Source organism: Cupriavidus sp. GW823-FHT06D04 (assembly GCF_058795055.1).
This window is the reverse complement of record NZ_JBXAHL010000049.1, coordinates 1-20,475: the sequence shown is the minus strand read 5'-3', so window position 1 is coordinate 20,475 and position 20,475 is coordinate 1. Positions and strand designations below refer to the sequence as shown.

16 protein-coding genes and 2 pseudogenes are annotated in these 20,475 nt (G+C 62.6%); 8 read left to right on the top strand and 10 right to left on the bottom strand.

Translation table 11 applies throughout. The features are described 5' to 3' along the window. Nucleotides 1-37: 37 nt before the first annotated feature. A complete protein-coding gene (locus tag AC1Q7H_RS35350) occupies nt 38-1,435 on the bottom strand; it encodes an ISKra4 family transposase (protein WP_492316645.1) in 1,398 nt (465 codons plus the stop codon). Between the two features lie 36 nt (nt 1,436-1,471). Continuing rightward, entirely contained in the window at nt 1,472-2,080 is a 609-nt protein-coding gene (locus tag AC1Q7H_RS35345) for a plasmid pRiA4b ORF-3 family protein (RefSeq protein WP_492316646.1), read from the bottom strand. A gap of 359 nt (nt 2,081-2,439) precedes the next feature. Here AC1Q7H_RS35345 and AC1Q7H_RS35340 point away from each other — a divergent pair, with 359 nt between their 5' ends. The 4 genes from AC1Q7H_RS35340 (at nt 2,440) to AC1Q7H_RS35325 (ending at nt 6,484) form a co-directional block, all read left to right on the top strand. Continuing rightward, nucleotides 2,440-4,131, top strand: a complete 1,692-nt coding sequence (locus tag AC1Q7H_RS35340) for an FAD-dependent monooxygenase (protein ID WP_492316647.1) — start codon at nt 2,440-2,442, stop codon at nt 4,129-4,131. Continuing rightward, nucleotides 4,128-4,940 carry an alpha/beta fold hydrolase gene (locus AC1Q7H_RS35335; RefSeq protein ID WP_492316648.1) on the top strand — a complete coding sequence of 271 codons (813 nt, stop codon included), beginning with the start codon at nt 4,128-4,130 and terminating at the stop codon, nt 4,938-4,940. Before AC1Q7H_RS35340 ends, AC1Q7H_RS35335 begins: the two co-directional genes overlap by 4 nt. 75 nt (nt 4,941-5,015) lie before the next feature. Further along, nucleotides 5,016-5,861, top strand: coding sequence for a fumarylacetoacetate hydrolase family protein (locus AC1Q7H_RS35330; protein WP_492316649.1), 846 nt, complete (start codon nt 5,016-5,018; stop codon nt 5,859-5,861). Nucleotides 5,862-5,899: 38 nt separating this feature from the next. Then, complete coding sequence (locus tag AC1Q7H_RS35325) at nt 5,900-6,484, top strand: VOC family protein (protein WP_492316650.1); 585 nt, start codon at nt 5,900-5,902, stop codon at nt 6,482-6,484. A 45-nt stretch (nt 6,485-6,529) separates the two neighbouring features. On the opposite strand, the gene AC1Q7H_RS35320 is transcribed toward AC1Q7H_RS35325, so the two are convergent. After that, on the bottom strand, nt 6,530-6,973 hold the full coding sequence (locus AC1Q7H_RS35320) for a nuclear transport factor 2 family protein (protein WP_492316651.1): 444 nt from the start codon (nt 6,971-6,973) through the stop codon (nt 6,530-6,532). A 386-nt stretch (nt 6,974-7,359) separates the two neighbouring features. Between AC1Q7H_RS35320 and AC1Q7H_RS35315 the strand changes: the two genes are divergently transcribed. Together AC1Q7H_RS35315 and mdeB are read left to right on the top strand one after the other, a co-directional pair. Next, nucleotides 7,360-8,145: an SDR family NAD(P)-dependent oxidoreductase gene (locus tag AC1Q7H_RS35315; protein WP_492316652.1), complete on the top strand. Its 786-nt coding sequence runs from the start codon at nt 7,360-7,362 to the stop codon at nt 8,143-8,145. A gap of 69 nt (nt 8,146-8,214) precedes the next feature. After that, nucleotides 8,215-10,896, top strand: coding sequence for an alpha-ketoglutarate dehydrogenase (gene mdeB / locus AC1Q7H_RS35310; RefSeq protein ID WP_492316653.1), 2,682 nt, complete (start codon nt 8,215-8,217; stop codon nt 10,894-10,896). Nucleotides 10,897-11,010: 114 nt separating this feature from the next. Here the strand turns inward: mdeB and AC1Q7H_RS35305 are convergent, their stop codons facing one another. The 4 genes and pseudogenes from AC1Q7H_RS35305 to AC1Q7H_RS35290 form a co-directional block, all read right to left on the bottom strand. Then, entirely contained in the window at nt 11,011-11,709 is a 699-nt protein-coding gene (locus AC1Q7H_RS35305) for a TetR/AcrR family transcriptional regulator (protein WP_492316654.1), read from the bottom strand. Between the two features lie 55 nt (nt 11,710-11,764). Next, the gene (locus AC1Q7H_RS35300; RefSeq protein ID WP_492316655.1) at nt 11,765-12,811 is read right to left on the bottom strand and encodes a helix-turn-helix transcriptional regulator; all 1,047 of its coding nucleotides are present in this window, start codon (nt 12,809-12,811) and stop codon (nt 11,765-11,767) included. A 195-nt stretch (nt 12,812-13,006) separates the two neighbouring features. Next, nucleotides 13,007-14,173 (bottom strand): acetyl-CoA acetyltransferase, encoded by a 1,167-nt coding sequence (locus tag AC1Q7H_RS35295; RefSeq protein WP_492316656.1) that lies wholly within the window; start codon nt 14,171-14,173, stop codon nt 13,007-13,009. A 36-nt stretch (nt 14,174-14,209) separates the two neighbouring features. After that, a pseudogene (locus tag AC1Q7H_RS35290) lies at nt 14,210-14,902 on the bottom strand (beta-keto acid cleavage family enzyme); the annotation flags it as partial. On the opposite strand from AC1Q7H_RS35290, the gene tnpC reads away from it, so the two are divergent. After that, nucleotides 14,871-15,911, top strand: a complete 1,041-nt coding sequence (tnpC, locus tag AC1Q7H_RS35285; protein ID WP_492370402.1) for an IS66 family transposase — start codon at nt 14,871-14,873, stop codon at nt 15,909-15,911. The pseudogene AC1Q7H_RS35290 and the gene tnpC sit on opposite strands and share 32 nt — an antisense overlap. Before the next feature lie 129 nt (nt 15,912-16,040). Here tnpC and AC1Q7H_RS35280 read toward each other — a convergent pair whose 3' ends face one another. After that, nucleotides 16,041-16,925, bottom strand: a complete 885-nt coding sequence (locus tag AC1Q7H_RS35280; protein WP_492316657.1) for a LysR substrate-binding domain-containing protein — start codon at nt 16,923-16,925, stop codon at nt 16,041-16,043. A 122-nt stretch (nt 16,926-17,047) separates the two neighbouring features. Here AC1Q7H_RS35280 and hndA point away from each other — a divergent pair, with 122 nt between their 5' ends. Beyond that, nucleotides 17,048-17,998, top strand: a complete 951-nt coding sequence (hndA, locus tag AC1Q7H_RS35275) for a 2-hydroxy-1-naphthoic acid nonoxidative decarboxylase (protein ID WP_492316658.1) — start codon at nt 17,048-17,050, stop codon at nt 17,996-17,998. Here hndA and AC1Q7H_RS35270 read toward each other — a convergent pair. Beyond that, nucleotides 17,943-18,686 carry a SphA family protein gene (locus AC1Q7H_RS35270; RefSeq protein ID WP_492316659.1) on the bottom strand — a complete coding sequence of 248 codons (744 nt, stop codon included), beginning with the start codon at nt 18,684-18,686 and terminating at the stop codon, nt 17,943-17,945. The genes hndA and AC1Q7H_RS35270 overlap by 56 nt on opposite strands. 648 nt (nt 18,687-19,334) lie before the next feature. Further along, a pseudogene (locus tag AC1Q7H_RS35265) lies at nt 19,335-20,127 on the bottom strand (ATP-binding protein). Between the last annotated feature and the right edge of the window lie 348 nt (nt 20,128-20,475).

Genomic DNA, 20,475 nt, shown 5'->3' with positions numbered 1-20,475 from the left:
CACGCCGACTGGGAGACCGCGCGAAACCGGGGGCTAACTAAGCGGCAAGGCGGTGGCCCTCGCCTTGAGGAATGGAGGGATACCATCGTTCAACGTAAGACCGGAGCAGGTTATTGAGTACGGCCGTCCGGATTTGCAGCAGGTTGTGCGCGTGCCGAGGCCGCCAGGCGATCTGCTGCCGTTTGACGAATCGCTTGCTGATCACCTGGTTGACGGCCGACTCGACAAAACCTGAGGCAATGGGCTCCCCATGCCGATAGCGGTCACCGTAGTTCACGATAAAGTGCCGGTTGTTGTCGAGGTAGACAATAAACTCCTCGAGCTTGCCAAGAAGTTTGGCCTCCTCGGGGCTGGCCTCAGCGTCCAGATCCCAGCCCAGACTTCCCAGTTGGCGCAACGCCGGATGGGGACAGCCGTGCCACAGGCGCCACTTGGAGCCATGCAGCGCCTTGATCAAGGCTGCGTTGCTAGGACCGTCACAGGGTGCCGGCCGGCCCCTGATCATCTGTTCGAGATTCTGCACCCGCATGGCGATGTGGAACCAATCGAGAACGTACTCACCGCGGTCACCAAAGCCGAGTTGGGCAAACCGTACGGTGTCCCCGCCGTCCGACAGGAAGGTGACCGGCTGACTGGGTTGCACACCTTCTCGTAGCAGGAAGCTCCACATGCGATCGGCCGGTCGGCGCTCCAGCTTGTGCACGTAGGCAAAGCTATGGCCGGCATCCTGATCCCGCAGGGACTTCCCGACGATCACTTCAAACCAACCGTCTTGGCGGCGCCGGTGGCCGGCCCGTCGGAGGTAGCCGCCGTCAATGCCGACCGCGCGGACCCGACTGGGCTCCGGGATCTCCGGCAAACCGAAGCTCGCGGCCACCTCCGCCTGCTGCCGGGCGTCGGCGGCCTGTTCCGCTTCCAGCCGGCGACCGAGCGTGGTGACCTGGCGCCGGATCGAGCTGGCCGCCAACACATGATCGAGCGGCAACACCTCTTGCAGGACGTTGACGGTCAACCCATACGACATCAGCGCTGCAAACTTGACCTCGAGATACTGCAGTTCTGGGCTGACCCGCTCAGGCAAGCAGCTAGCGACCGGACTGAAGGTGGGGGCATCGCCTTTGCACTTCCGGCAGGGGTACAGCCTCGGACTGTCAATCGACAGTCGCCCGAACGCGCTCCGGAAGATCAAGTGATGGTGGCCTTTGCAAGCCAACGGCGCCCCGCACGTGGGACAGACGCTGGTCCGCGCAGCTGCCTCGGCAACCTGTGCCGCGACCATCGTGCGCTGCAGCCGCCCCAGCAATGATTTCGCCTCCTCCAGATGCAGGCCCAGTGAGCCCACATCAAGGCCGTCTCTCGCGAACTGGGCAATCTCGGTGACGGTGGCTGGCGCCCCTCCATCGTCCTGCACTACAAGTTGCAAGCTGATACGCATGGCCGCCCTCCTCCCGCGGAAACTGCGGCGACCAGTCTACCTCTCGAACTCTCGCAACCGATCATTGACGGTCTGACGGTCAAAGCGACGATCCAGCCAAGTCAGCCACCCGTCGACCTCATCGCGTAAGTCTTCCAGTGCGATTGGACCCTCGCGCAGCGACTCGAGCCAATCGAGGAACTCATACTCACTGCGTTCGTCCCGGGCCTCCAGATACCTCTCGATCCCGCCCATGTCCTCTGGCGGGCCTGGCCCGCTACCCGCCACACAACGGGGCAGCTGGCCAGGATGTTGCTGCAGCCTACGTCGCTCCATGCGTATCTCGTGGCGCCACCACGCGTTGAAGTCATACACGTAGACGAAGCCTTCCTGCTCTCGGAGATGAAACGCAGTCAGTAGCAGTTCGTTTGCCACGGTGGAGAACTGCATGACGCCCTCCTGAGCTTCCCCGTAACGCCTGCCACGAATGCTAAACGTGTGCAGATGTTCGTCGGCCCAGCCCATGACGACCTGGATGACATGGTGCAATTGCCTGAGCGTCAAGTGCTCGGGAACAAGGACGCGTCGCCAAACCGGCGGGCTCAGGCCGCGCAGAGCAATTCGAAGTTGAAGGACGGAGGTCGCCGGCCCGGGATCAGTAGACATGGGCGCATTGTAGGTGCGTCAATTGCCTCTCGGCAGCGGTCCGGTCGTCAGCCCCCGGTTTGGCGCGGTCTCCTTGTAGTCTTGTCCCTGTGTGCCTCGCCCATTGACGATCGTTGCGACCCGGACCGTTATCCGCGTCGCCATTAAGTTCGAACCATCATTGGCGCGCTTTGCGATTCTTGCGATATTGGACAATTCATGCGCTCCATGCGAATTGCCGGCGAAAGCGTCCCTTCTCTGGGGTCGACTCGCAGCGCATGACCGCGCAAGAACTACCGGAATCCGCACGATTCGCTCAGCACGGTTGGCCGTCTCGCGCCACATTCGCCCTGTCCAAAAACCCCGATAGGCGCACTGCCATGACAGACCATTTGCCCAACTCCTCCCTGCCTTCCGCCGTTGACATGGAAACCGATGTCCTCATCGTTGGAGCGGGGCCGGTGGGTGGCTCGCTCGCAGTCGAGCTCGCATTGCGCGGCATCCGCGTGCAGATCGTCGAACAGCTGCCGGAGATTGGCAGCTGGTGGACGCGAGCCATGAACTGCAACAAGCGTTCGATGGAGCATCTGCGGCGGTGGGGGATCGCCGAGCGGCTGAAAGACATCAATTTCGTCCCCAAGGGCTGGCCGGGGAACGTGACGCTGGTCGATACCCTTGGCGGTCGGCAGATCACCAGCGTCTGCGCCGAAGGTCTCGGCTGGCAGCGCGTCCTGCCTGATGCGTCGGAGGACGCGCTCTGGGTCACGCAGGGCCAATTGCAGCAGGTCGTACTCGAAAAGGCCCAGCAACTCGGCGTCATGATCAATTTCTCGTCAAAGGCTGTGTCTATGACGCGGCGGGACGACGGCACCGCATGTGTCGGCGTGGAATCCGACGGCGTGACGCGCAACATCGGTGCGCGCTACGTCGTCGGTTGCGATGGAGCGCGCAGCTTCGTGCGCGAGACGCTCGGCATGACGTATCAGGGGAATGGTGCCTTGTCGCGTGTGGTCGCTGTCTTCTTCGACGCACCGGATCTGCTTGCCAGCATGCGTCAGCGCGGGATTACCGACGCCGTCATGTATGTTGTCTCCAAGCCGGAAGTGCGAGGCATCGCGCGGTTGATTCAGGGCCATCGCTGGGAGCTCCAGATCAACCTGGCCGATGACGCGACCGAGAACGATATTGATCCGGATGCGGTCGTGCGCGCGCTGGTCGGGCCCGGGATCGACTACAAGCTGGAGCGCACTTTTCCGTTCTCTTACTTCGATCTTGTGGCCGACCGGTTCGGGGACGAATTCGGCTTCATCGCCGGAGACGCCGCACATATCATTCCGCCGCTGGGCGGGCACAACCTCAACCTCGGCATCGGTGATGCCGTTAATCTCGGATGGAAGCTCGCGCATGTGCTACGTGGCTGGGCCGGCGACGCCATTCTCGACAGTTATTCTGTCGAGCGCCGCGCGATGGTGCTGCGAACGAAGGGGGAGGTGCTTCAGAACCACGCGCGCCTCTATTCCTCTTTTGGCCGTCTGGCGGAATGGATGACGATCGAGGGCGACGATGCCGACACCCATGCGAGGCGTGAGCAGATGGGCCAGGATATCGGCAACCATCTCTATCCGCAGTGGGTATCGGACGGCATCGTGCTGGATTTGCGCTATCCAGATTCGCCCATCGTTGCTTGCGACCAGGCGGCGTCCGAACATGTCCCCTACGATCCGGCGCGCAATACCCCCTGCGCGGTGCCGGGGCACCGCGCCCCGATGTATCGGGACAACGCTGGCGCCCCCCTATACGACCGTTTCGGCCCCGAGTACACATTGCTGGATCTCGCGCCAGCGTCCGATGCGGGTCGTGTCGCGGCACAGCGTCTTACCGCTGCCGGGTTGCCCGTCGCACACCTGTCGGTTACCGACGAATCGCTCAGGAGCCTGTTCGGCCGGCCGCTGACGCTGATTCGCCCTGACCAGCACGTCGCCTGGCGAGGCGAAAGCCTGCCTGCCGACGTGGAAGAGTTCGTCCACCTGCTAACTGGTCGCGCACGCGTCGTGTCGAGGAATGCCGCATGACATCGACACTTCTTGTCCGCGGTATCCGCTATGCGCTTGACGATATCGGACAGGGTCCGCTGATCCTGTTCGGTCATGGCATGCTGTTTGACCGCACCATGTTTCACTCACAGGCCGCCGCGCTCAGTGCGCGCTTCCGCTGTGTCAGCATCGACTGGCCCGGGCACGGCAAGAGCGAATTCCAGCCGGAAGGATGGACCGCCGACGACTTGGTGGAAGACGTCGCCGCCTTGATCGGCGCCTTGGGCGAGCGCAAGGCGATCCTCGTCGGTTTGAGTCAAGGCGGCGCCATCTTCACCCGCTTTGCGCTGGCGTACCCGGAGCTAGTGCATGCCCTTGTCGTGATGGACGCGACGCCCTTTGGCCCGCCAGTCGCTGTCGGATCGTGGCTCACTGATGCCTCAACGACGCTGCTGCTGGGCGACGATATCCGGATCGAGGCGTTCTTTGAGGACGTCCTGGAACGCATGCTCAGCCCGGCCACACGGCGCGACCACCCGGAGGTCGTGGCCGCCGCGCGGGCGTGCCTGCGCTCGCACGACCGCTCCGGCCTCGCGCGTGCGGTGCGCCTGCCCCTCACCTACGGCTCGGTGGTTGACCGACTGTCGTCGATTACAGTGCCGACCCTGATTGCCTGGGGCGAGCACGATGCCGGCAGCCCCATCGAGTTGGCTCGGCACTATCTTTGCGCCGTGACAGGCTCACAGTTCGTCACCTTCGATGGCGCCGGCCACTCTGCGCCGCTCGAGACGCCCGCAGCCGTGACGGCCGCACTCGACCGCTTTCTCGCGGACCTGCGCCTTGAATAACCACCTCAGGTCACGAGATTTGCACTTTTCAATCGTCGCACTTTGGCCGACACCGGTCGGCACACAGGAGATCAGATGAAACTAGCCACGGTGGAAGCGGACGACAAAGTCCGATATGGCATCGTTGACGACAACGGCTTCTTCGACTTGTCGTCGCGGCTTCCCGATTGCGAGGATCTGCGCACGCTGCTTTCCCGCGGTCTGCTCGACCAAGCGCGCCTGCTTTCGCGGACCCGGCAAGTCGACTTCACGCTCGACGAGGTAGAATTCCTGCCGCCGAACCCGCGTGCAGACATGCGCATGTTCGCCCTCGGGCTGTCGTACAAGGCGCACCAGGAAGAAGGCGGCGCTGTCGCGCCGGAGTTTCCCCTCGTGTTCAGCAAGCACCCGCAGTCGCTGGTCGGGCATGGCAGGCCCTTGACACGCCCCAGCGCGAGCACCTTTTACGACTTCGAGGGCGAGATCGCCATTGTCATCGGCAAGGCAGGTCGCGCGATCCCGGCGGATCGGGCGCACGAACACATCGCGGCATACAGCCTGGTTATGGATGGGTCCGTGCGCGACTTGCAGCACCACAGCCTTCTGGCCGGCAAGAATTTCGATGGCAGCGGCGCATTCGGTCCCTGGCTCGTCACCACCGACGAAATCAAGGATCCTTCGAAGATCGTACTGACGACGCGACTGAATGGGATGGTTGTGCAGTGCACCGAATTCGGCGAACTGCTCTGGGATGTCGGCTACATCGTCCAGTACCTTTCTACGATCACGCGACTCGAAGCGGGCGACGTCATCTCGACCGGCACACCGGCTGGGGTTGGCATCGTGCGCGAGCCTCCGCTGCTGATGAAGGCCGGCGACGTGATCGAAGTCGAGGCGTCCGGCATCGGCAAGCTGCGCAACACGGTCGTCGACGAAATCTGAATCACGCGCCGGCTTCGGCCGGCACCAGGAGGACAATCATGTCAACAAGCTTTAAGCCGAAGACGTTCGCCCACGTCGTCTATCGCACACGTCGCTTCGACGCCATGCTGAATTGGTACCTCACCGTCTTCAGCGCAACGGTTCAGCTCCGGACCGACGCCCTCGCGTTCCTTACGTACGATGACGAACATCATCGGTTCGCGATTGCCAACCTCTCGCTGATCAAGCCGCAGGGACCTGAGGCGAACGTGCGCGGCGACGTTGGGGTCGACCATGTTGCCTACGGGTTCGGCTCGCTGCGCGACCTGCTGGAGAACTACGCGCGCCTCAAGGAGCAGGGCATCACGCCGTACTGGTGCATCCACCACGGCATCACCGTCTCGATGTATTACGCCGATCCCGACGGCAATCAAATGGAGTTCCAGGTCGATTGCTTCGATACGAGCGATGAGGCCAACGCATTCATGGAAGGGCCGCACTTCGCGCTCAACCCGATCGGCGTCGAGTATGATCCGGAGGCGCTGCTCGCCCTTCTTCGCGCGGGTGTGCCAGAGCAGACGATGCTGCATCGCACTGTGCATCTTCCACAATCCGACGTGAAAGGTTCGTTGTTCGGCAACTGACCCGAGACCATCCCCTCCCCCGCATGCGGGAGAGGGAAGCAACCTTCAGAACGCAAATCTGACGACGCGCGACGCGATGCGCCATCCGCCTGGCGTGCGCTGATACCGGTCATCGAATTCCGCAACGACCGTTGCCGCCACCGTGCCATCGCCGGACTTCGGGCCGCGATATAGGGTCAGGTATGACGTGCCGCGGGCCGAGGTGGAGTCGGGCCCTATATCGATACGAATGTTGGTGCATACGTGGCGCGTGTCGATCTCGGCAGGCCGGGCATGCATGGACTGAAGAATCGCCCCCGGGCCGTGCAGCGTATCGCCATTGCGCGTGAACGTGCCATCCGCCGTGAAGAGTGCCACGGCGCGCGCGTAGTCGCGTCGGTCGACGAAGTAGGCAAAATCCAGACACAGGCGTTCGCACTCGGCAACCCACGTCAGGTGTGTCGTGTTGTCGGGGTGCGGGTTTTCGCGGTGGTTCGCGCAGTCGGTCATGCATTTTCTCCTGTACTTACGAAGGCAGGTGACGCGCCTGGAGTTCTCTCCTTGCGTCGTCATACCGGGTGGACGAACGGTCACGCGTTCGCCTCCCGTCCACAGGGAACGATGTCGGATTCCGACAGCCGCCGCTTGGCAATTCTTGCCGCTTCGGGACAGTCTTGCGGGATTGGGTGCGAGGTCTCCAATCGGCATGTCGCGAACGCGATGCACGCCGGCTCACCGCCGGCAATATTGCGCAAGAAGGACCCGACTTGCGCACGAATCGTGAGGCGGCCCCTCGTCGCTTTTGTCAAATTCCGTTCAGCCGGAGCGCTGCTCGCGTAGGCTGCCGGCTCCATCCATTCCATTCCATTCCCTCATCATTCTCAGGAGAGGCCGCCATGTCAGGCTCAGAGTTGAATCTTCAGGGCAAACGAGTTCTCATCACCGGTGGTGCAAGCGGCATCGGCCGCAGCACCGCGGAACAGCTGATCGCCTACGGCGCAACCGTCGTCATCGCAGATCTGTCAGAAGAGACGTTGGGCGCCGCCCAGGACACCATCGGGGCCCACGGCATTCATGCGGGCGACGTGACGCGTGAAGACGATTGTCGCGCCATGGTCAGCGCGACGATCGCGCAATGCGGTGGCATCGACGCGTTGGTGAACTGCGCCGGCATCAGCGACAAGGTGGCGCCTGCCGTCGAACTCGCTATCGAGGATTGGCAGCGTATCGTTGACGTCAACCTGCGAGGCAGTTTCCTAATGGCCCGCACGGCGGGTCGCGAGATGATTGCGCAACGTCACGGTTCGATCGTGAACGTCTCGTCGATATACGGCGTTGTGGGCGTTCCCTACCGTCACGCGTACGGTCCGGCAAAAGCGGGCGTCGCAATGCTGACGCGCAATCTCGCCTGCGAATGGGGCACGGCCGGCGTGCGCGTCAACGCGATCGCGCCGGGCTATATCGCGACGCCGATGACCGAGCGCCAAATCCGCGAAGGCATAATCGACATGTCGCGACTCGAGGCACGCACGCCCATGGGCCGGTTCGGCACTCCGCGCGAAGTGGCAAATGTCGCGGCATTCCTGGTCTCCGAACTCTCGAGCTATATCACCGGCGCCATTCTTCCTGTCGACGGTGGGTGGACCGCCTTTGGCGGCGCCGCCGGGGGCACCACGCCTTGAGCGACCCGCGTCACCTCCAGGAGATGTCCCGGTGCAAGCAACGACACCCGAACTACCGAGCATACCGACATGAAGTTTGAACCGCACAATGTCCTGAGCGTCGCGATTGGGGCTGAGCCAGAACAGGATTACGATCAGCAGGAGACCGCCGAGTGGCTGGACGCGCTGGACGGAGTGGCACGCTACGCAGGAATCGACCGCGTAACGTTCCTGCTACAGCGCCTAGCCGAGCATGCGAGACATCTCGGCGTCTCGCCCGCGGCCCAACCGTATTCGCTTTACCAGAACACCATCGCCGTCGAGAACCAGCCCGCTTATCCTGGCAATCTCGCACTGGAAGAACGCATCACTTCCATCATCCGCTGGAACGCACTCGCGATGGTCGCCAAGGCAAACAAGGCATACGGCGAACTCGGAGGCCACATTGCAAGCTACGCCTCGGCGGCCGAGATCTTCGAGGTTGGGTTTAACCATTTCTTCCGCGCCGACAGCGAAACCGAAAAGGGAGACCTAGTGTATTTCCAGCCGCACTCGGCACCAGGGATCTACGCTCGGGCGTTCCTCGAAGGACGGCTGCCAGAGGCACAGCTCGAACGCTACCGGCAGGAAGTGGACGGCGGCGGCCTGTGCTCGTATCCCCACCCGTGGCTGATGCCGCAGTTTTGGCAGTTCCCCACGGGCTCGATGGGCATCGGCCCGATCAGCGCCATCTATCAGGCGCGATTTCTGCGATACGTCAAGCACCGCGGTATCGCGGATACGAAATCCCGCCGCGTTTGGGGCGTTTTCGGTGATGGCGAAATGGACGAGCCGGAGTCGATTGCCGCGCTCTCGCTCGCCGCTCGCGAGCAGCTCGACAACCTTACGTTCGTGATCAACTGCAACCTGCAGCGCTTGGACGGTCCGGTGCGTGGCAACGGCCAGATCATCCAGGAGCTCGAGTCCCTCTTTACCGGCGCTGGCTGGAATGTGATCAAAGTCATCTGGGGCTCGGACTGGGATACGCTCTTTGCGCGAGACCACCACCACGTGCTGTTGCGCCGCTTTGCGGCCACCGTCGACGGACAGTACCAGACCCTCGGCGCAAACGATGGCGACTACAACCGGACGCATTTCTTCGACCTGGATCCCGAGCTACAGGCTCTTGTCTCGCACATGTCGCCAGAGGAGATCGACGGGCTGCGGCGCGGCGGCCACGACTTCCGCAAGCTCTACGCCGCATTTGCAGCCGCGGCAGCGCATCGCGGCCGCCCGACGGTGATTCTCGCCAAGACCAAGAAGGGCTATGGCATGGGACGGGCGGGTGAGTCGCGCAACACCGCGCATCAGCAGAAGAAGCTCGACGTCGAGGCGCTCAAGGCGTTTCGCGACCGCTTTGCCCTCCCGCTGGACGATGAGGCGGTCGCAGAAATGCGCTTCTACCGCCCGGCGGACGATAGCGCCGAGGCGCGCTACTTGCATGAGCGGCGCACGGCCCTGGGCGGCTACCTGCCGAAACGCGAAACGCACGCGGAGTCGGTGAAGGTGCCGCCGCTGGCGGACTACGCGCAGTTCGCATTGAGCCCCGACGTACGCGAGAACTCGACGACAACGGCGGTGGTGCGCCTGTTTACCAACCTGCTCAAGGACCGCGAGCTGGGACCCCGAATCGTGCCGATCGTCGCCGACGAGGCCCGCACGTTCGGCATGGCGAGCCTGTTCCGGCAGGTGGGCATCTACTCCCCGCTCGGACAGCTGTACGAGCCCGAGGATGCGGGCTCGATGTTGTACTACAGGGAGTCGAAGGACGGCCAGCTGCTCGAGGAAGGCATCACGGAGGCGGGGGCGCTTTCGTCGTGGGTCGCCGCAGCAACCTCCTACAGCGTGAATGGCGTTGCGATGCTGCCCTTCTACATTTATTACTCGATGTTCGGCTTCCAGCGCGTTGGCGACCTGATCTGGGCAGCCGCCGACCAGCGTGCGCGCGGGTTCCTGATCGGTGCGACGGCCGGTCGCACCACGCTCTCCGGAGAAGGCTTGCAGCACCAGGACGGCACGAGTCACCTGATGGCGGCAACAGTTCCAAACTGCCGCGCGTATGATCCGGCGTTTGCCGGCGAGGCCGCGGTGATCATCGATCACGGTAGCCGCCGCATGCTCGAGGACCAGCGCGACGAGTTCTATTACCTGACGGTGACCAACGAGAACTACGTTCAGGCGCAGATCGACGAAAGCCAGTATGATGACATTGTGAAGGGGATGCGCCACTTGGGTACACGGGGCGCTCGCGTGCCAGCAGTGCGCCTGCTTGGCTCTGGCGCGATCCTGCGCGAGGTCATCGCGGCGGCGGAACTGCTGGCGAACGACTGGGGCGTGACGTCGGAAATCTGGAGCGTGACGAGCTTCTCGGAGCTCGCGCGCGAAGCGCGGGAAGTCGAACGCGAGCGGCTGTTTGCCGAAACGGCGGATGGGGGTGGCAGGCAGAGCCACGTCGAGCGTTGCCTCGCAGGCAGCACGCCGGTGGTGGCCGCGAGCGACTATGTACGCGCATACCCGCAGCTGATTGCCTCGTACATCAGCGCACAGTACGTCGCGCTGGGTACCGACGGTTTCGGGCGCAGTGACACGCGCCCCGCCCTGCGTCGCTTCTTTGAAGTCGACCGCTGGCACATCGCGCTCGCTGCACTTGCCGTCGTCAGTCCGGCGAAACATGCCGTCGCGATCGCGCGTTACGAGATCGAGTGCGGCGACGATGCGCCGTGGATCCGCTAGGAATAGGGAGGCAGGAAAGACGGGTGGTCCCGCCGGATATCCGGTGGGACTACGAACAGCGCGAGAACCAGGCTGCGCGTACGCCGCACCGGGAGCCGCCCCTCGGCGCAATGGCTACGCCATGGTAGCGTGGACAACCGGGCCGGCCGACAGGCGGATCTGCGCCTTGTCCGGGGTGGCAGCGGCAGTCACGATCGCCTCGCAGATCGCCTTTGCGGCATTCACCGCGGCATCCAACTCCGGCCCTTCCCCATATCGGCTGGAGAGCACCATCAAACCTTCCAATTGAACTGACACCGCCCTCGCCCTGAGCAGGGCTTCCGATTCCGGAAGATCGGGGCGGATTTCAGAAATCAGGCTCTGGATCTTGCCAGTACCCTGCTCATACGCCTTGGTCGCCAACTCCTTCGCGAGCGGCTCGTGCCGGGCCATTGCCCAGACCTCGACCCAGAAATTCGCGACGGCGGGTCTGACGAATTCAGCGAAACACGCATCAAGCAGCGTTTGCAGGCGCGTCGTCGGCGATGCGCTTTCATCGGCCGTCGCGCGTTGAAACAGCTGGGTATATTGATCAATGAGTCCGGCAAGGGTCTTCGAAAGAAGCTCTTCGCGAGCGCCAACATAGTGCTGGAGCGTGCTGAGAAGGATGCCGGCCTCCTGCGCGACGCGGCGGGTCGTAAACGACGCGTATCCGTCCCGCGACAGGAGCCGGGCCGCGATATCAAGGATCTCTGGGATGCGCGTGCTCTTGTTGCCGCGTCTTGTGCGACCCGTGTTGTCACCCTTGCCGAGGATTTGAGTTGGTTTAAGCATCAGTCTCTGAGACCTCAAGATAGGCACGCGCAGCCCTTGCCCTCTTCAACCTTGATCAGCCACCGCTTGCCACGATCCGCGCCCGATACTCGCGCGGAGTGCAGCCGATCGTCTGCCTGAACAGCCGCGTCAGCTCGCTCGAGCAGGAAAAGCCTACCTGGAGCGAAATATCGGTAATGGAGTCAGCGCTATTGCGAAGACGTTCCGCCGCCAACCGGATGCGTTCACCCATCAGGTACTTGTGCGGTGGCAAGCCAAACGAAGTCTTGAACGCGCGCGAGAAGTGAAAGCGGCTCATTCCCACGCAATCGGCCAGCATCTGCAGGTCGATGCGCGTATCGAGATTGGCCGCGACGAACTCACGAACAAGGCGCCGTCGCCGCGACGATAGGCCTCCGCGGGGCACGTCCTTGCCTTGCGCGGCCGCCGCGCGTTGCAAGCGCACGACTTCCAGCACGAGCAGCATCAGGGTCGTCTCGCGTTGCATGGCGCTCATATCCGATTCGTCGACGACCGACCAGCGACGAATGCGGCTGGCGAGCGTGGTAATCAAGTCGTTGCGCATATTGATCCGCGGTTGCAACACCTCGCCTTGCGCATTGGTTTCCATTTCAATGCAAGCCGCGAGGTAATCCGCGTCCAGCGTGATCAGCGTGCATCCAACGTTGCTAGCTGTCCCAGACGTGGCGGTGAGTCGGCACCCTGCCGGCACCACATCCACGCCGCCATCCAGCGGACCGGTCAGGAATGCCCGTGAACCATCAAGGCAGCGTTCGCCCTCCGTGCAATAGCTGCCCCCGTCGAACAGGATCAGCGTGTGCGCCTCCCGCTCCATGCGAACGCGATGCCGCGTGGAACCAACCGCCAGGTGATCAACACTGCACCAAGGGGTGTCGAACAGAAGACGCGGGATCGTGTTTGCGTGCGAATCGCTGGCTGAGGCAGGAAGCACAGCTTGCTCCGCCACGACAAGGATGCCGGTTCCCAGCCTGTCCATGCCCGATTCCAGGCCTGCGCCAACCGTGGGGCGGGCTCCACCGAAAGGCATGGGCAACTGCGACAATTGCCTCGGCAGACTCTCGCGATTGGCACCGTGTTCCACCTTGTGTCTCCTCCGGCACCCTCGACTGTCGCGCGGCGCCTGCTGTGAATGCAGGCTTAATAATATAGGTCACCTGGCCTATAACCTAATCCGTAGTAACCCGGAAGCTTCTCCTGGGACTTCCGCGCGAAGGAGCCGAGGGCCGGACAACTGGTGCGCCGCGAGGCGGCCCTGCTCAGGAAGGAGGGGCAATGTTCATCGGCTGCGCTCCAGGATGCTGACGTAACTTGCCACCGCCGACCCACCCATGTTGAAGACACCGGCAAGTGTGGCGTCGGGTACTTGCATGTCGCCGGCCTGGCCGGTCAATTGCATCGCGGCGAGGGCGTGCATCGAGACGCCGGTAGCGCCGATCGGATGGCCCTTCGCCTTGAGCCCGCCCGAGACGTTGATCGGCAGGCGTCCGCCGCGCGCAACTACGCCCTCTTCGATCAAGCGATGGCCCTGCCCCAATGGCGCAAGCCCCATCGCTTCGTAGCTCAGGAGTTCCGCGATGGTGAAACAGTCGTGCACTTCGGCGAGGGAAAGGTCGTCAAGCGTGCAGCCAGCTTGATGCAGTGCGTTGCGCCACGCGCGCGTCGGCCCTTCGAATTCGACCGCACGGCGCCGCGCCAGCGGAAGATAGTCGTTGACCTGCGCGCGTGCCCGGATCGACACGGCCACCTGAAAGTCCGCGGCGGCTTCTTCCGAGGCCAGAATCAACGCCGCAGCGCCATCTGACACCAGTGAGCAGTCAGTCTTGCGCAGCGGTGGCGCGATCAGCGGATTCTTCTCCGAAACACTGTTGCAGAAATCGAAGCCGAGATCTCGGCGTATCTGCGCCCACGGGTTGGCGACACCGTTCGCATGATTCTTCGCCGCGATATGCGCGAGCGTCGCGGAGTGGTCTCCATACTGATCGAAATAGTCTCGGGCAATCGCAGCGAAGATATCCGGGAAACCGCCGGCGGGATGACCCGCCTCGCCGGAGTACGCGCAGTTGCCGAGAATCCGTGTCACATCGGCGCCGGACACCGTCGTCATTTTCTCGGCACCGATGACCAGCGCTATCCGAGCTCGGCCCGCTTCGATCGCATCGCATGCGGCATAGATCGCCGCCGCGCCCGACGCGCACGCGTTTTCCACCCGGACGGCCGGCTTCCACCGCAGTCCGTCATCGCAATGCAGGGCGAGCGACGCGGCAAAGTTGTCCGGCACGAGACCGCCGTTCAGATTGCCCAGCCATATCCCGTCCACCGCGTCGGGCGGCGCGCCAGCATGATCGATGGCCTGGCGACCGGCGCGCACGATCAGGTCCTCCAGGTTCAGTTCGTCGAACCGGCCAAGGGGCAAGTGCGCCCAGCCCACGATTGCAGCACCCATGTATTCCTCCACTCGTTGTGTTGATCCGGAAACGCTCTAGAACGAGACTTCGCTGCGACCCTTGAGCTGCAGCATCGCCCGGGCCTCCGCAGGGGATGCGACTTCGAATGAAAGCTCTTCAAGGATCCGTCGGATCTTCCTGACTTGCTGGGCGTTCGATTCAGCCATGACGCCCTTCGCAAGATAGAGGCTGTCCTCCATGCCCACCCGGACATTCCCGCCCATGATTGCTCCCATCGTCAGCAACGACATTTGGTGTCGGCCGGATCCGAGGATGGAGAAGGCATAGGCGTCCCTGCCGAACAGCCGATCGGCGACGGTGCGCATCATGGTGAGATTCTCCGGATCCGGGCCCATTCCCCCGAGGACGCCGAAGATCGACTGGATGAAGAACGGCGGCTTGATGAGCCCTTCATCGACAAAATGGGCCAGGGTGTACAGGTGCCCGACGTCGTAGCATTCGATTTCGAAGCGCGTCCCGCACTCTCCCAGAGTTTGCAGGATGCGCTTGATGTCCTTGAACGTGTTCCTGAAAATAAAATCCTCCATTCCCTCGACATACGGCTTCTCCCAATCGTACTTCCACGACGAGATGCGCCTAGCCACCGGGTGAATCGAGAAATTCATCGATCCCATGTTCAGCGAGCACATTTCTGGCTTGGCGAGGAGAGGATAGGCGAGGCGCTCCTCAAGTGTCATGAGCGTGCTGCCGCCGGTCGTGATGTTGATGGCACACACGCTGATCAGCCGCTTCGTCGACCATCTGCCGTACTACCGGCAGGAGACGATCAACGCCCGTTCGGGCGTACACACGCCGCGCTCAACACTGGCTGCCTGGTCCGGGCGTGCTGGTGCGGCGCTTGAACCGCTCTATGAAGCGCACAAGCGCTTCGTACTTGCAGCAAGGGTGCTGCACGCCGACGAGACGCCGGTGGCAATGCTCGACCCGGGAGCCGGCAAGACCAAGCGAGCGTACGTCTGGGCCTATTCGCGCGGCGCCTTCGATCCACTGCCTGGCGTGATCTACGACTTCTGTATTGGCCGAGGCGCGCAGTACCCGATTGCCTTCCTGGGAGGTACCAGCGAAGACGGCAACGAGCGATGTTGGCAAGGTACCTTGGTGCGCGACGAATACGCTGCCTATGACAGCGTGTTGCAAGCCAGCCCCGGTCGCGTAGCGGCGGGATGTCTTGCTCACGCCCGACGTCGGTACGACGAACTGCTACGGAACCAGGGCAACAGCACGGTCGCGCCAGAGGCGCTGCGTCGCATCGCGCAGATCTACCGTCTTGAGCGAGAGCTCGCCACGCTGAGCAGCGAGCAACGTCAGGCCAGGAGGCACAGCGACGCCAAGCCGCTGTGGGAGGAACTGCATGCCTGGCTGCAACTGGAGCGGTCACGTGTGCCTGACGGCAGCATCACAGCCAAGGCGCTCGACTACAGCCTCAAGAACTGGGCGACGCTGACCCACCATCTCCTCGATGGGGAGGTCAGTGTGGACAACAACAGCTTGGAAAACCTGATCCGTCCCTGGGCCCTGGGAAGGCGCTCGTGGTTGTTCGCTGGCAGCGAACTGGCTGGTCAGCGCGCCGCGATCGTGATGAGCCTGGTGCAAACAGTCAAGCTTTACAGGCACGATCCGTGGGCCTACCTCAATGATGTGTTGACTCGCTTGCCCACCCACCTGAACAGCCGCATCGACGAGCTGCTTCCCCACAACTGGCGTCCCGCACGCTGAGCGCGTCTGATCTCTCACAACCGCTCTCAACCGGCAAGGTGGGACGGCGAGACGCTTACTTCAAGAGTGCACGCGTGAAAGTCCGATTGACGGGTAAGTGACGTTGAGATGCGAGCTTCGATTCGGCGCCTATGCGGTGTGCTTGCCCAGCATCGCTAGGTACTGCTGCACGGCCCCCCATTCGCCATCCATCAGGCTGATCGCAACGAGTTCCGATCGCGGGCCGCCCTTCCCGACGGGCCGGTAAACGACGTTCGGCGCCGCAATCCGACTCAGCGGTGCCGGCGCGAGCGCTATGCCGAGACCTGCGCCCGTCAGCGCCAGTACCGACAACGTGCTATTCACCTTCTGTGCAATATGCGGCTCGGTGCCGAGCAGTTGCCGTAGCATTATCAACTGCCCATCGTCGTAGTCCTCGGCCGCATAGAGGATGAAGGGCTCGTCCGCGAGCGCCGCGACCGGCACTGTGCGCCGCTTTGCGAGTGAATGCCGGTCGCTCATCACCACGTCCCATGCCCAGCTTCCGAGCGTGCGCACGGAGAACTTTGCATCGAAGGCCACGCCAAACGCCGGGCAATAGCCGATATCAAGCCGCCCCGACAGGATCGCGTCCTGCTGTGCAGCGGGCGCCATCTCGTGCAGTTCAAGCGCCACGTCCGGCCACGCACCATGAAACGCGATCAGGTCGTCAGACAGACGCCCCGTCGCGACCGCATTACCAACGAAGCCGATCCGAACTACACCCGTCTCGCCGCGCGCGGCGCGCTGAATCAGCGTCTTCGCATGCTCGGCTTGCTCGAGCGTGCGACGCGCCTCTATCACCAATAGCCGGCCCGCATCCGTCAGCGTTACCTTGCGCGTGCTGCGCAGGAACAGCGCCGTTCCCAGCTCCTCCTCAAGCGCGCGAATCTGCACGCTCAGCGCAGACTGGACGATATGTAGCCGTTCCGCGGCGCGGCCAAAATGTCCTTCCTCGGCAACCGCAAGGAAGTAGCGCAAATGACGAAGATCCATACGGATGATTTTTCACCAAAAACGATCAAACACGAAATTTAATATATTGGATTGAAAAATCAATCGCGTGCATCCTGACGATAACGCACTGAAACACAGCATATCTCTACAGGAGCCAAATCATGTCAGTCCGTCACCGCATCGATGTCCATCAACACGTCGTCCCGCCATTCTGGGCTGAGGCACTGCCCTCGCACGGTGGCGACCCGTCCGGCTGGACAAGCCCGAACTGGAGTCCGGACAGCGCACTCGCGTTCATGGACTCGCTACAAATCGAAACTGGTGTGCTGTCGCTGACGGCGCCCGGGGTACACGGCTGGAACAGCCAAGCCAAGCGTGAAATGGCCCGAAAAGTGAACGAGTACGGGGCGGACCTCGTTGCAAAGTGGCCGACGCGCTTCGGCCACTTTGCGACGCTACCGCTGCCGGACGTCGACGGCGCGCTCGCCGAGATCAGCCATGCATTCGATGTGCTGCACGCGGACGGGGTCGTGCTGCTTAGCAACTACGACGGCGTCTATCTCGGCGACGCGGCCTTTGAACGCGTGTGGGCGGAACTCGACCGCCGCCACGCGGTGGTATTCATCCACCCGGCGAAGCCGCCGCTCGACGCGTTGCCCGGAATGCCCGGCCCGCTGCTCGATTATCCGTTCGACACGACACGCACCGCCGTCCAGCTTGTGCTCAACGGCGTGATCACACGACATCCGCACGTGCGCATCATTCTGTCGCATGCGGGCGGCTTCCTGCCGTATGCGGCGTACCGTTTCGCTGAACTCGCGCCGGGTGTGCGCGAGGATGTTCCCAACCGCGAAGGGCTGCTCGACCTGCTCCGGACGTTCTATTTCGATACCGCGCTGTCGTCGCCGTCCGCACTGCCGAGCCTCATGGCATTCGCGCAGCCCGATCGCGTGCTGTACGGCAGCGATTTCCCGTATGCGCCGCCGTCGGTCAGCACGTCGTTCACCGCTGCGCAGGACGCCCATCCCGCACTGAGCACGGAGCAGCACGCTGCGGTCAACCGAGACAACGCGCTACCGCTGTTCCCGCGTCTTGCGGGGCTCGCGCGGTAACGCGCGGCATGATGCCGCCCTTCTGGGGCGGCATCATGCGTCCCTTTCCGTCAGAACGGTTGACCGCCTTCACCCACATTGCCTCGCCGGCAGGCCGGTTGCGCACGAAGAATTCCTTCACGACACGTGCTTCCACGCTGACCTTGCTGAACTGATAACGCAGCCCCGGTCCGATCGCAAACGCCTGCCCGCGAAAGCCATCGCCGTTGACCGACTGCCCGTTCTGCGTGTCATCCGTCGTCTGCTTGACGAAGTAGCCTGACAGCCCAACGTGCACCTTCGGCATGATGGCATAACCCGCCGAATAGTCAAGGTGGAACAGATTTCCCGAGTGGTAGTGCGTGTCGTTGTTCGGGGAATTGAAGCTGTACGTGATCTTTGCGGAGACATCGACCTTGTCGTTCGGCAACCAGGACACGCCGAACACCGGCCGCGCGGTGTAGTAGTTCTTGCCCGTGTTCAACGCCGCATGCATGTCGTACTGGCCGGTTGGCAGCACAAATTCGATCGCAGCCACCGTGCGCAGCGCGCCCGAACCCCACGCAATCAGCGCAGGGCTGACGATCAAGTCGCCGAGGTTGGTGCGATTGAACGATGCACCGCCCGCCTCCAGCGCCAGGTGTTCCATCGGCAGCACCGCATATGCCCGGCTCGTACACTGCTTCCTCCTGGCGTTGGTGCCTGCCATGGCGAGCGCTGCTGGCACTCTGGAGGTGGCGGCGTCCGCGCCCGCTTCCAGCTACCGTACCAATCTGGTCCTGCTCGGTACTGCCGGGGGGCGCACTTCCTACGGTGGTACGACGCTGGCAGGCATTTCCTCGGCACTCGTGGTCGACGGGGGCGTGTATGATACGGTGCCTCGAGAAGTTGCACGTTCAAGCAAAACGGCGTTTCATGACCGCACCGAGGACAGGCAGATTCCAAGGGGTAACGATGAGCAGGACATCGAGTCGCGCTCGCCATTTGATGCAAGAGGCAGTGGTAGCCGCGTGACATACAGGAACGACAGTAGCGGAGCACTTCGCAATAGCGTCGCTGTTCGGCGTTCTCGATGAGCGCCATCTGCAGCGTCTTTTTGGTCAAGCCCAAGGCCTCATTCAGCCGGACAGTATTCACCGATCCCTGCCGCGGTGGGATAGCCTCGTAAGGATCCAGGTCCGGCCTCAGCAACCGCATCATCGCGGCACCAGACAACCCATTCGCCATTTTGAACTTCCACAAGATCGAGACAAGCGACTCCCATGGCTCGATCCACTTCTTGTCGAATACGTAGCCCAGCGCCGGCGTGAGCTTTGCCTCGTCGAGCGTGAGGATAGGAAAGCGCGGCGCTCTCCCCTCACAAGGCGGCGGCGACAAGCACACGTCCGGTTGCATGGCGAGACTGGACATGACCGCAATGCCGTACCGCGTGAGCCCATAACGCTGGCTCCGGACAGTAGCCCGGGCAATCCCTGATCTCGCTATCCTTTAGCAGGATCTCAACGGCACGCCGCCGCCTCGAAGGCGTCCCACATCACGTCCGCATCGCTGACCAGCCGATATCCAGCATCAAAAGCCTGGGGCATGTAGAATCGGGTAAAGCTCCATTGCGTGCCCTCTGGATACGCCGTTGGATCATAGCCGCTCAGACACGTCGCCACGTCCTTCGCGTTTCGGATGCCATAAAAGGGCAATTCCTCGACCATCAACCGCGCGACGATCTGCGTCTTTCCTGCCACCTGCATGGCCGTTTTCTGAGCGAGAAATTCCTGCTGACCGACGAGAAAGGTAAACAGCTTGATCTGCTGGCGATCGAGCGCGTCATGTACATCGCGCAGCCATTCGTACTCGTTCTCGTTGTACCGCTGTGCTTCATCACAGAACAGGAGCACAGTCCCACTCCCCGACCTCGCTGCCGCCTCTCTAATTCGCAGAGACAGGCGCAGGCGCTTGGCGGGATTGGAACCGGCATTCGGTTCGGGGTCGCCTACGGCTTCCAGCAGGTTTGCAAAAAACGGACCCTCGGCGTGTCGCGGCTTGTGTTCGCACTGCGCATGGTAGCTCGTCATCTTTGGATGGTTGCGTGCCAGCAGCAAGCGCACGTACTCGATGGCTCGTGTCTTCCCGATGCTAATGTTGGAGGAGTTCACATATAAGGCCGCTCGAGGATCGGGGCACTGTGGCGCACCGTGCACGCTACACTGATCAGCAATGCAACGGTGGAGCAAGCCAGGTGGCCGACGAAGGCAAGCGTCTCCGTCCAATCCATGACGGTGACGAAGGTCTCGCCGTGGCTGAGCGCCCCCTGCTCAACCGTGAATCGTATCGCGGTCGGAATTCCGGTTGCCTATTACCCGCCCGCACAGATCCCGTCGTGCCCAATTCAACACAGGGCTCTTACCCTAGATACTGATATGACTTTATATGAACGCCTCCCGTTTGCGAGGTTTTTGTGCGCTCTGACCTGACTAGGTTGGGTTGCGGCTTTATATCCGACC

Bases quoted from the DNA above. Each gene is read 5' to 3' on its own strand.
- AC1Q7H_RS35350 (WP_492316645.1), bottom strand. From the start codon at position 1,435: ATGCGTATCAGCTTGCAACTTGTAGTGCAGGACGATGGAGGGGCGCCA.
- AC1Q7H_RS35345 (WP_492316646.1), bottom strand. From the start codon at position 2,080: ATGTCTACTGATCCCGGGCCGGCGACCTCCGTCCTTCAACTTCGAATT.
- AC1Q7H_RS35340 (WP_492316647.1), top strand. From the start codon at position 2,440: ATGACAGACCATTTGCCCAACTCCTCCCTGCCTTCCGCCGTTGACATG.
- AC1Q7H_RS35335 (WP_492316648.1), top strand. From the start codon at position 4,128: ATGACATCGACACTTCTTGTCCGCGGTATCCGCTATGCGCTTGACGAT.
- AC1Q7H_RS35330 (WP_492316649.1), top strand. From the start codon at position 5,016: ATGAAACTAGCCACGGTGGAAGCGGACGACAAAGTCCGATATGGCATC.
- AC1Q7H_RS35325 (WP_492316650.1), top strand. From the start codon at position 5,900: ATGTCAACAAGCTTTAAGCCGAAGACGTTCGCCCACGTCGTCTATCGC.
- AC1Q7H_RS35320 (WP_492316651.1), bottom strand. From the start codon at position 6,973: ATGACCGACTGCGCGAACCACCGCGAAAACCCGCACCCCGACAACACG.
- AC1Q7H_RS35315 (WP_492316652.1), top strand. From the start codon at position 7,360: ATGTCAGGCTCAGAGTTGAATCTTCAGGGCAAACGAGTTCTCATCACC.
- mdeB (WP_492316653.1), top strand. From the start codon at position 8,215: ATGAAGTTTGAACCGCACAATGTCCTGAGCGTCGCGATTGGGGCTGAG.
- AC1Q7H_RS35305 (WP_492316654.1), bottom strand. From the start codon at position 11,709: ATGCTTAAACCAACTCAAATCCTCGGCAAGGGTGACAACACGGGTCGC.
- AC1Q7H_RS35295 (WP_492316656.1), bottom strand. From the start codon at position 14,173: ATGGGTGCTGCAATCGTGGGCTGGGCGCACTTGCCCCTTGGCCGGTTC.
- tnpC (WP_492370402.1), top strand. From the start codon at position 14,871: ATGAGCGTGCTGCCGCCGGTCGTGATGTTGATGGCACACACGCTGATC.
- AC1Q7H_RS35280 (WP_492316657.1), bottom strand. From the start codon at position 16,925: ATGGATCTTCGTCATTTGCGCTACTTCCTTGCGGTTGCCGAGGAAGGA.
- hndA (WP_492316658.1), top strand. From the start codon at position 17,048: ATGTCAGTCCGTCACCGCATCGATGTCCATCAACACGTCGTCCCGCCA.
- AC1Q7H_RS35270 (WP_492316659.1), bottom strand. From the start codon at position 18,686: ATGGCAGGCACCAACGCCAGGAGGAAGCAGTGTACGAGCCGGGCATAT.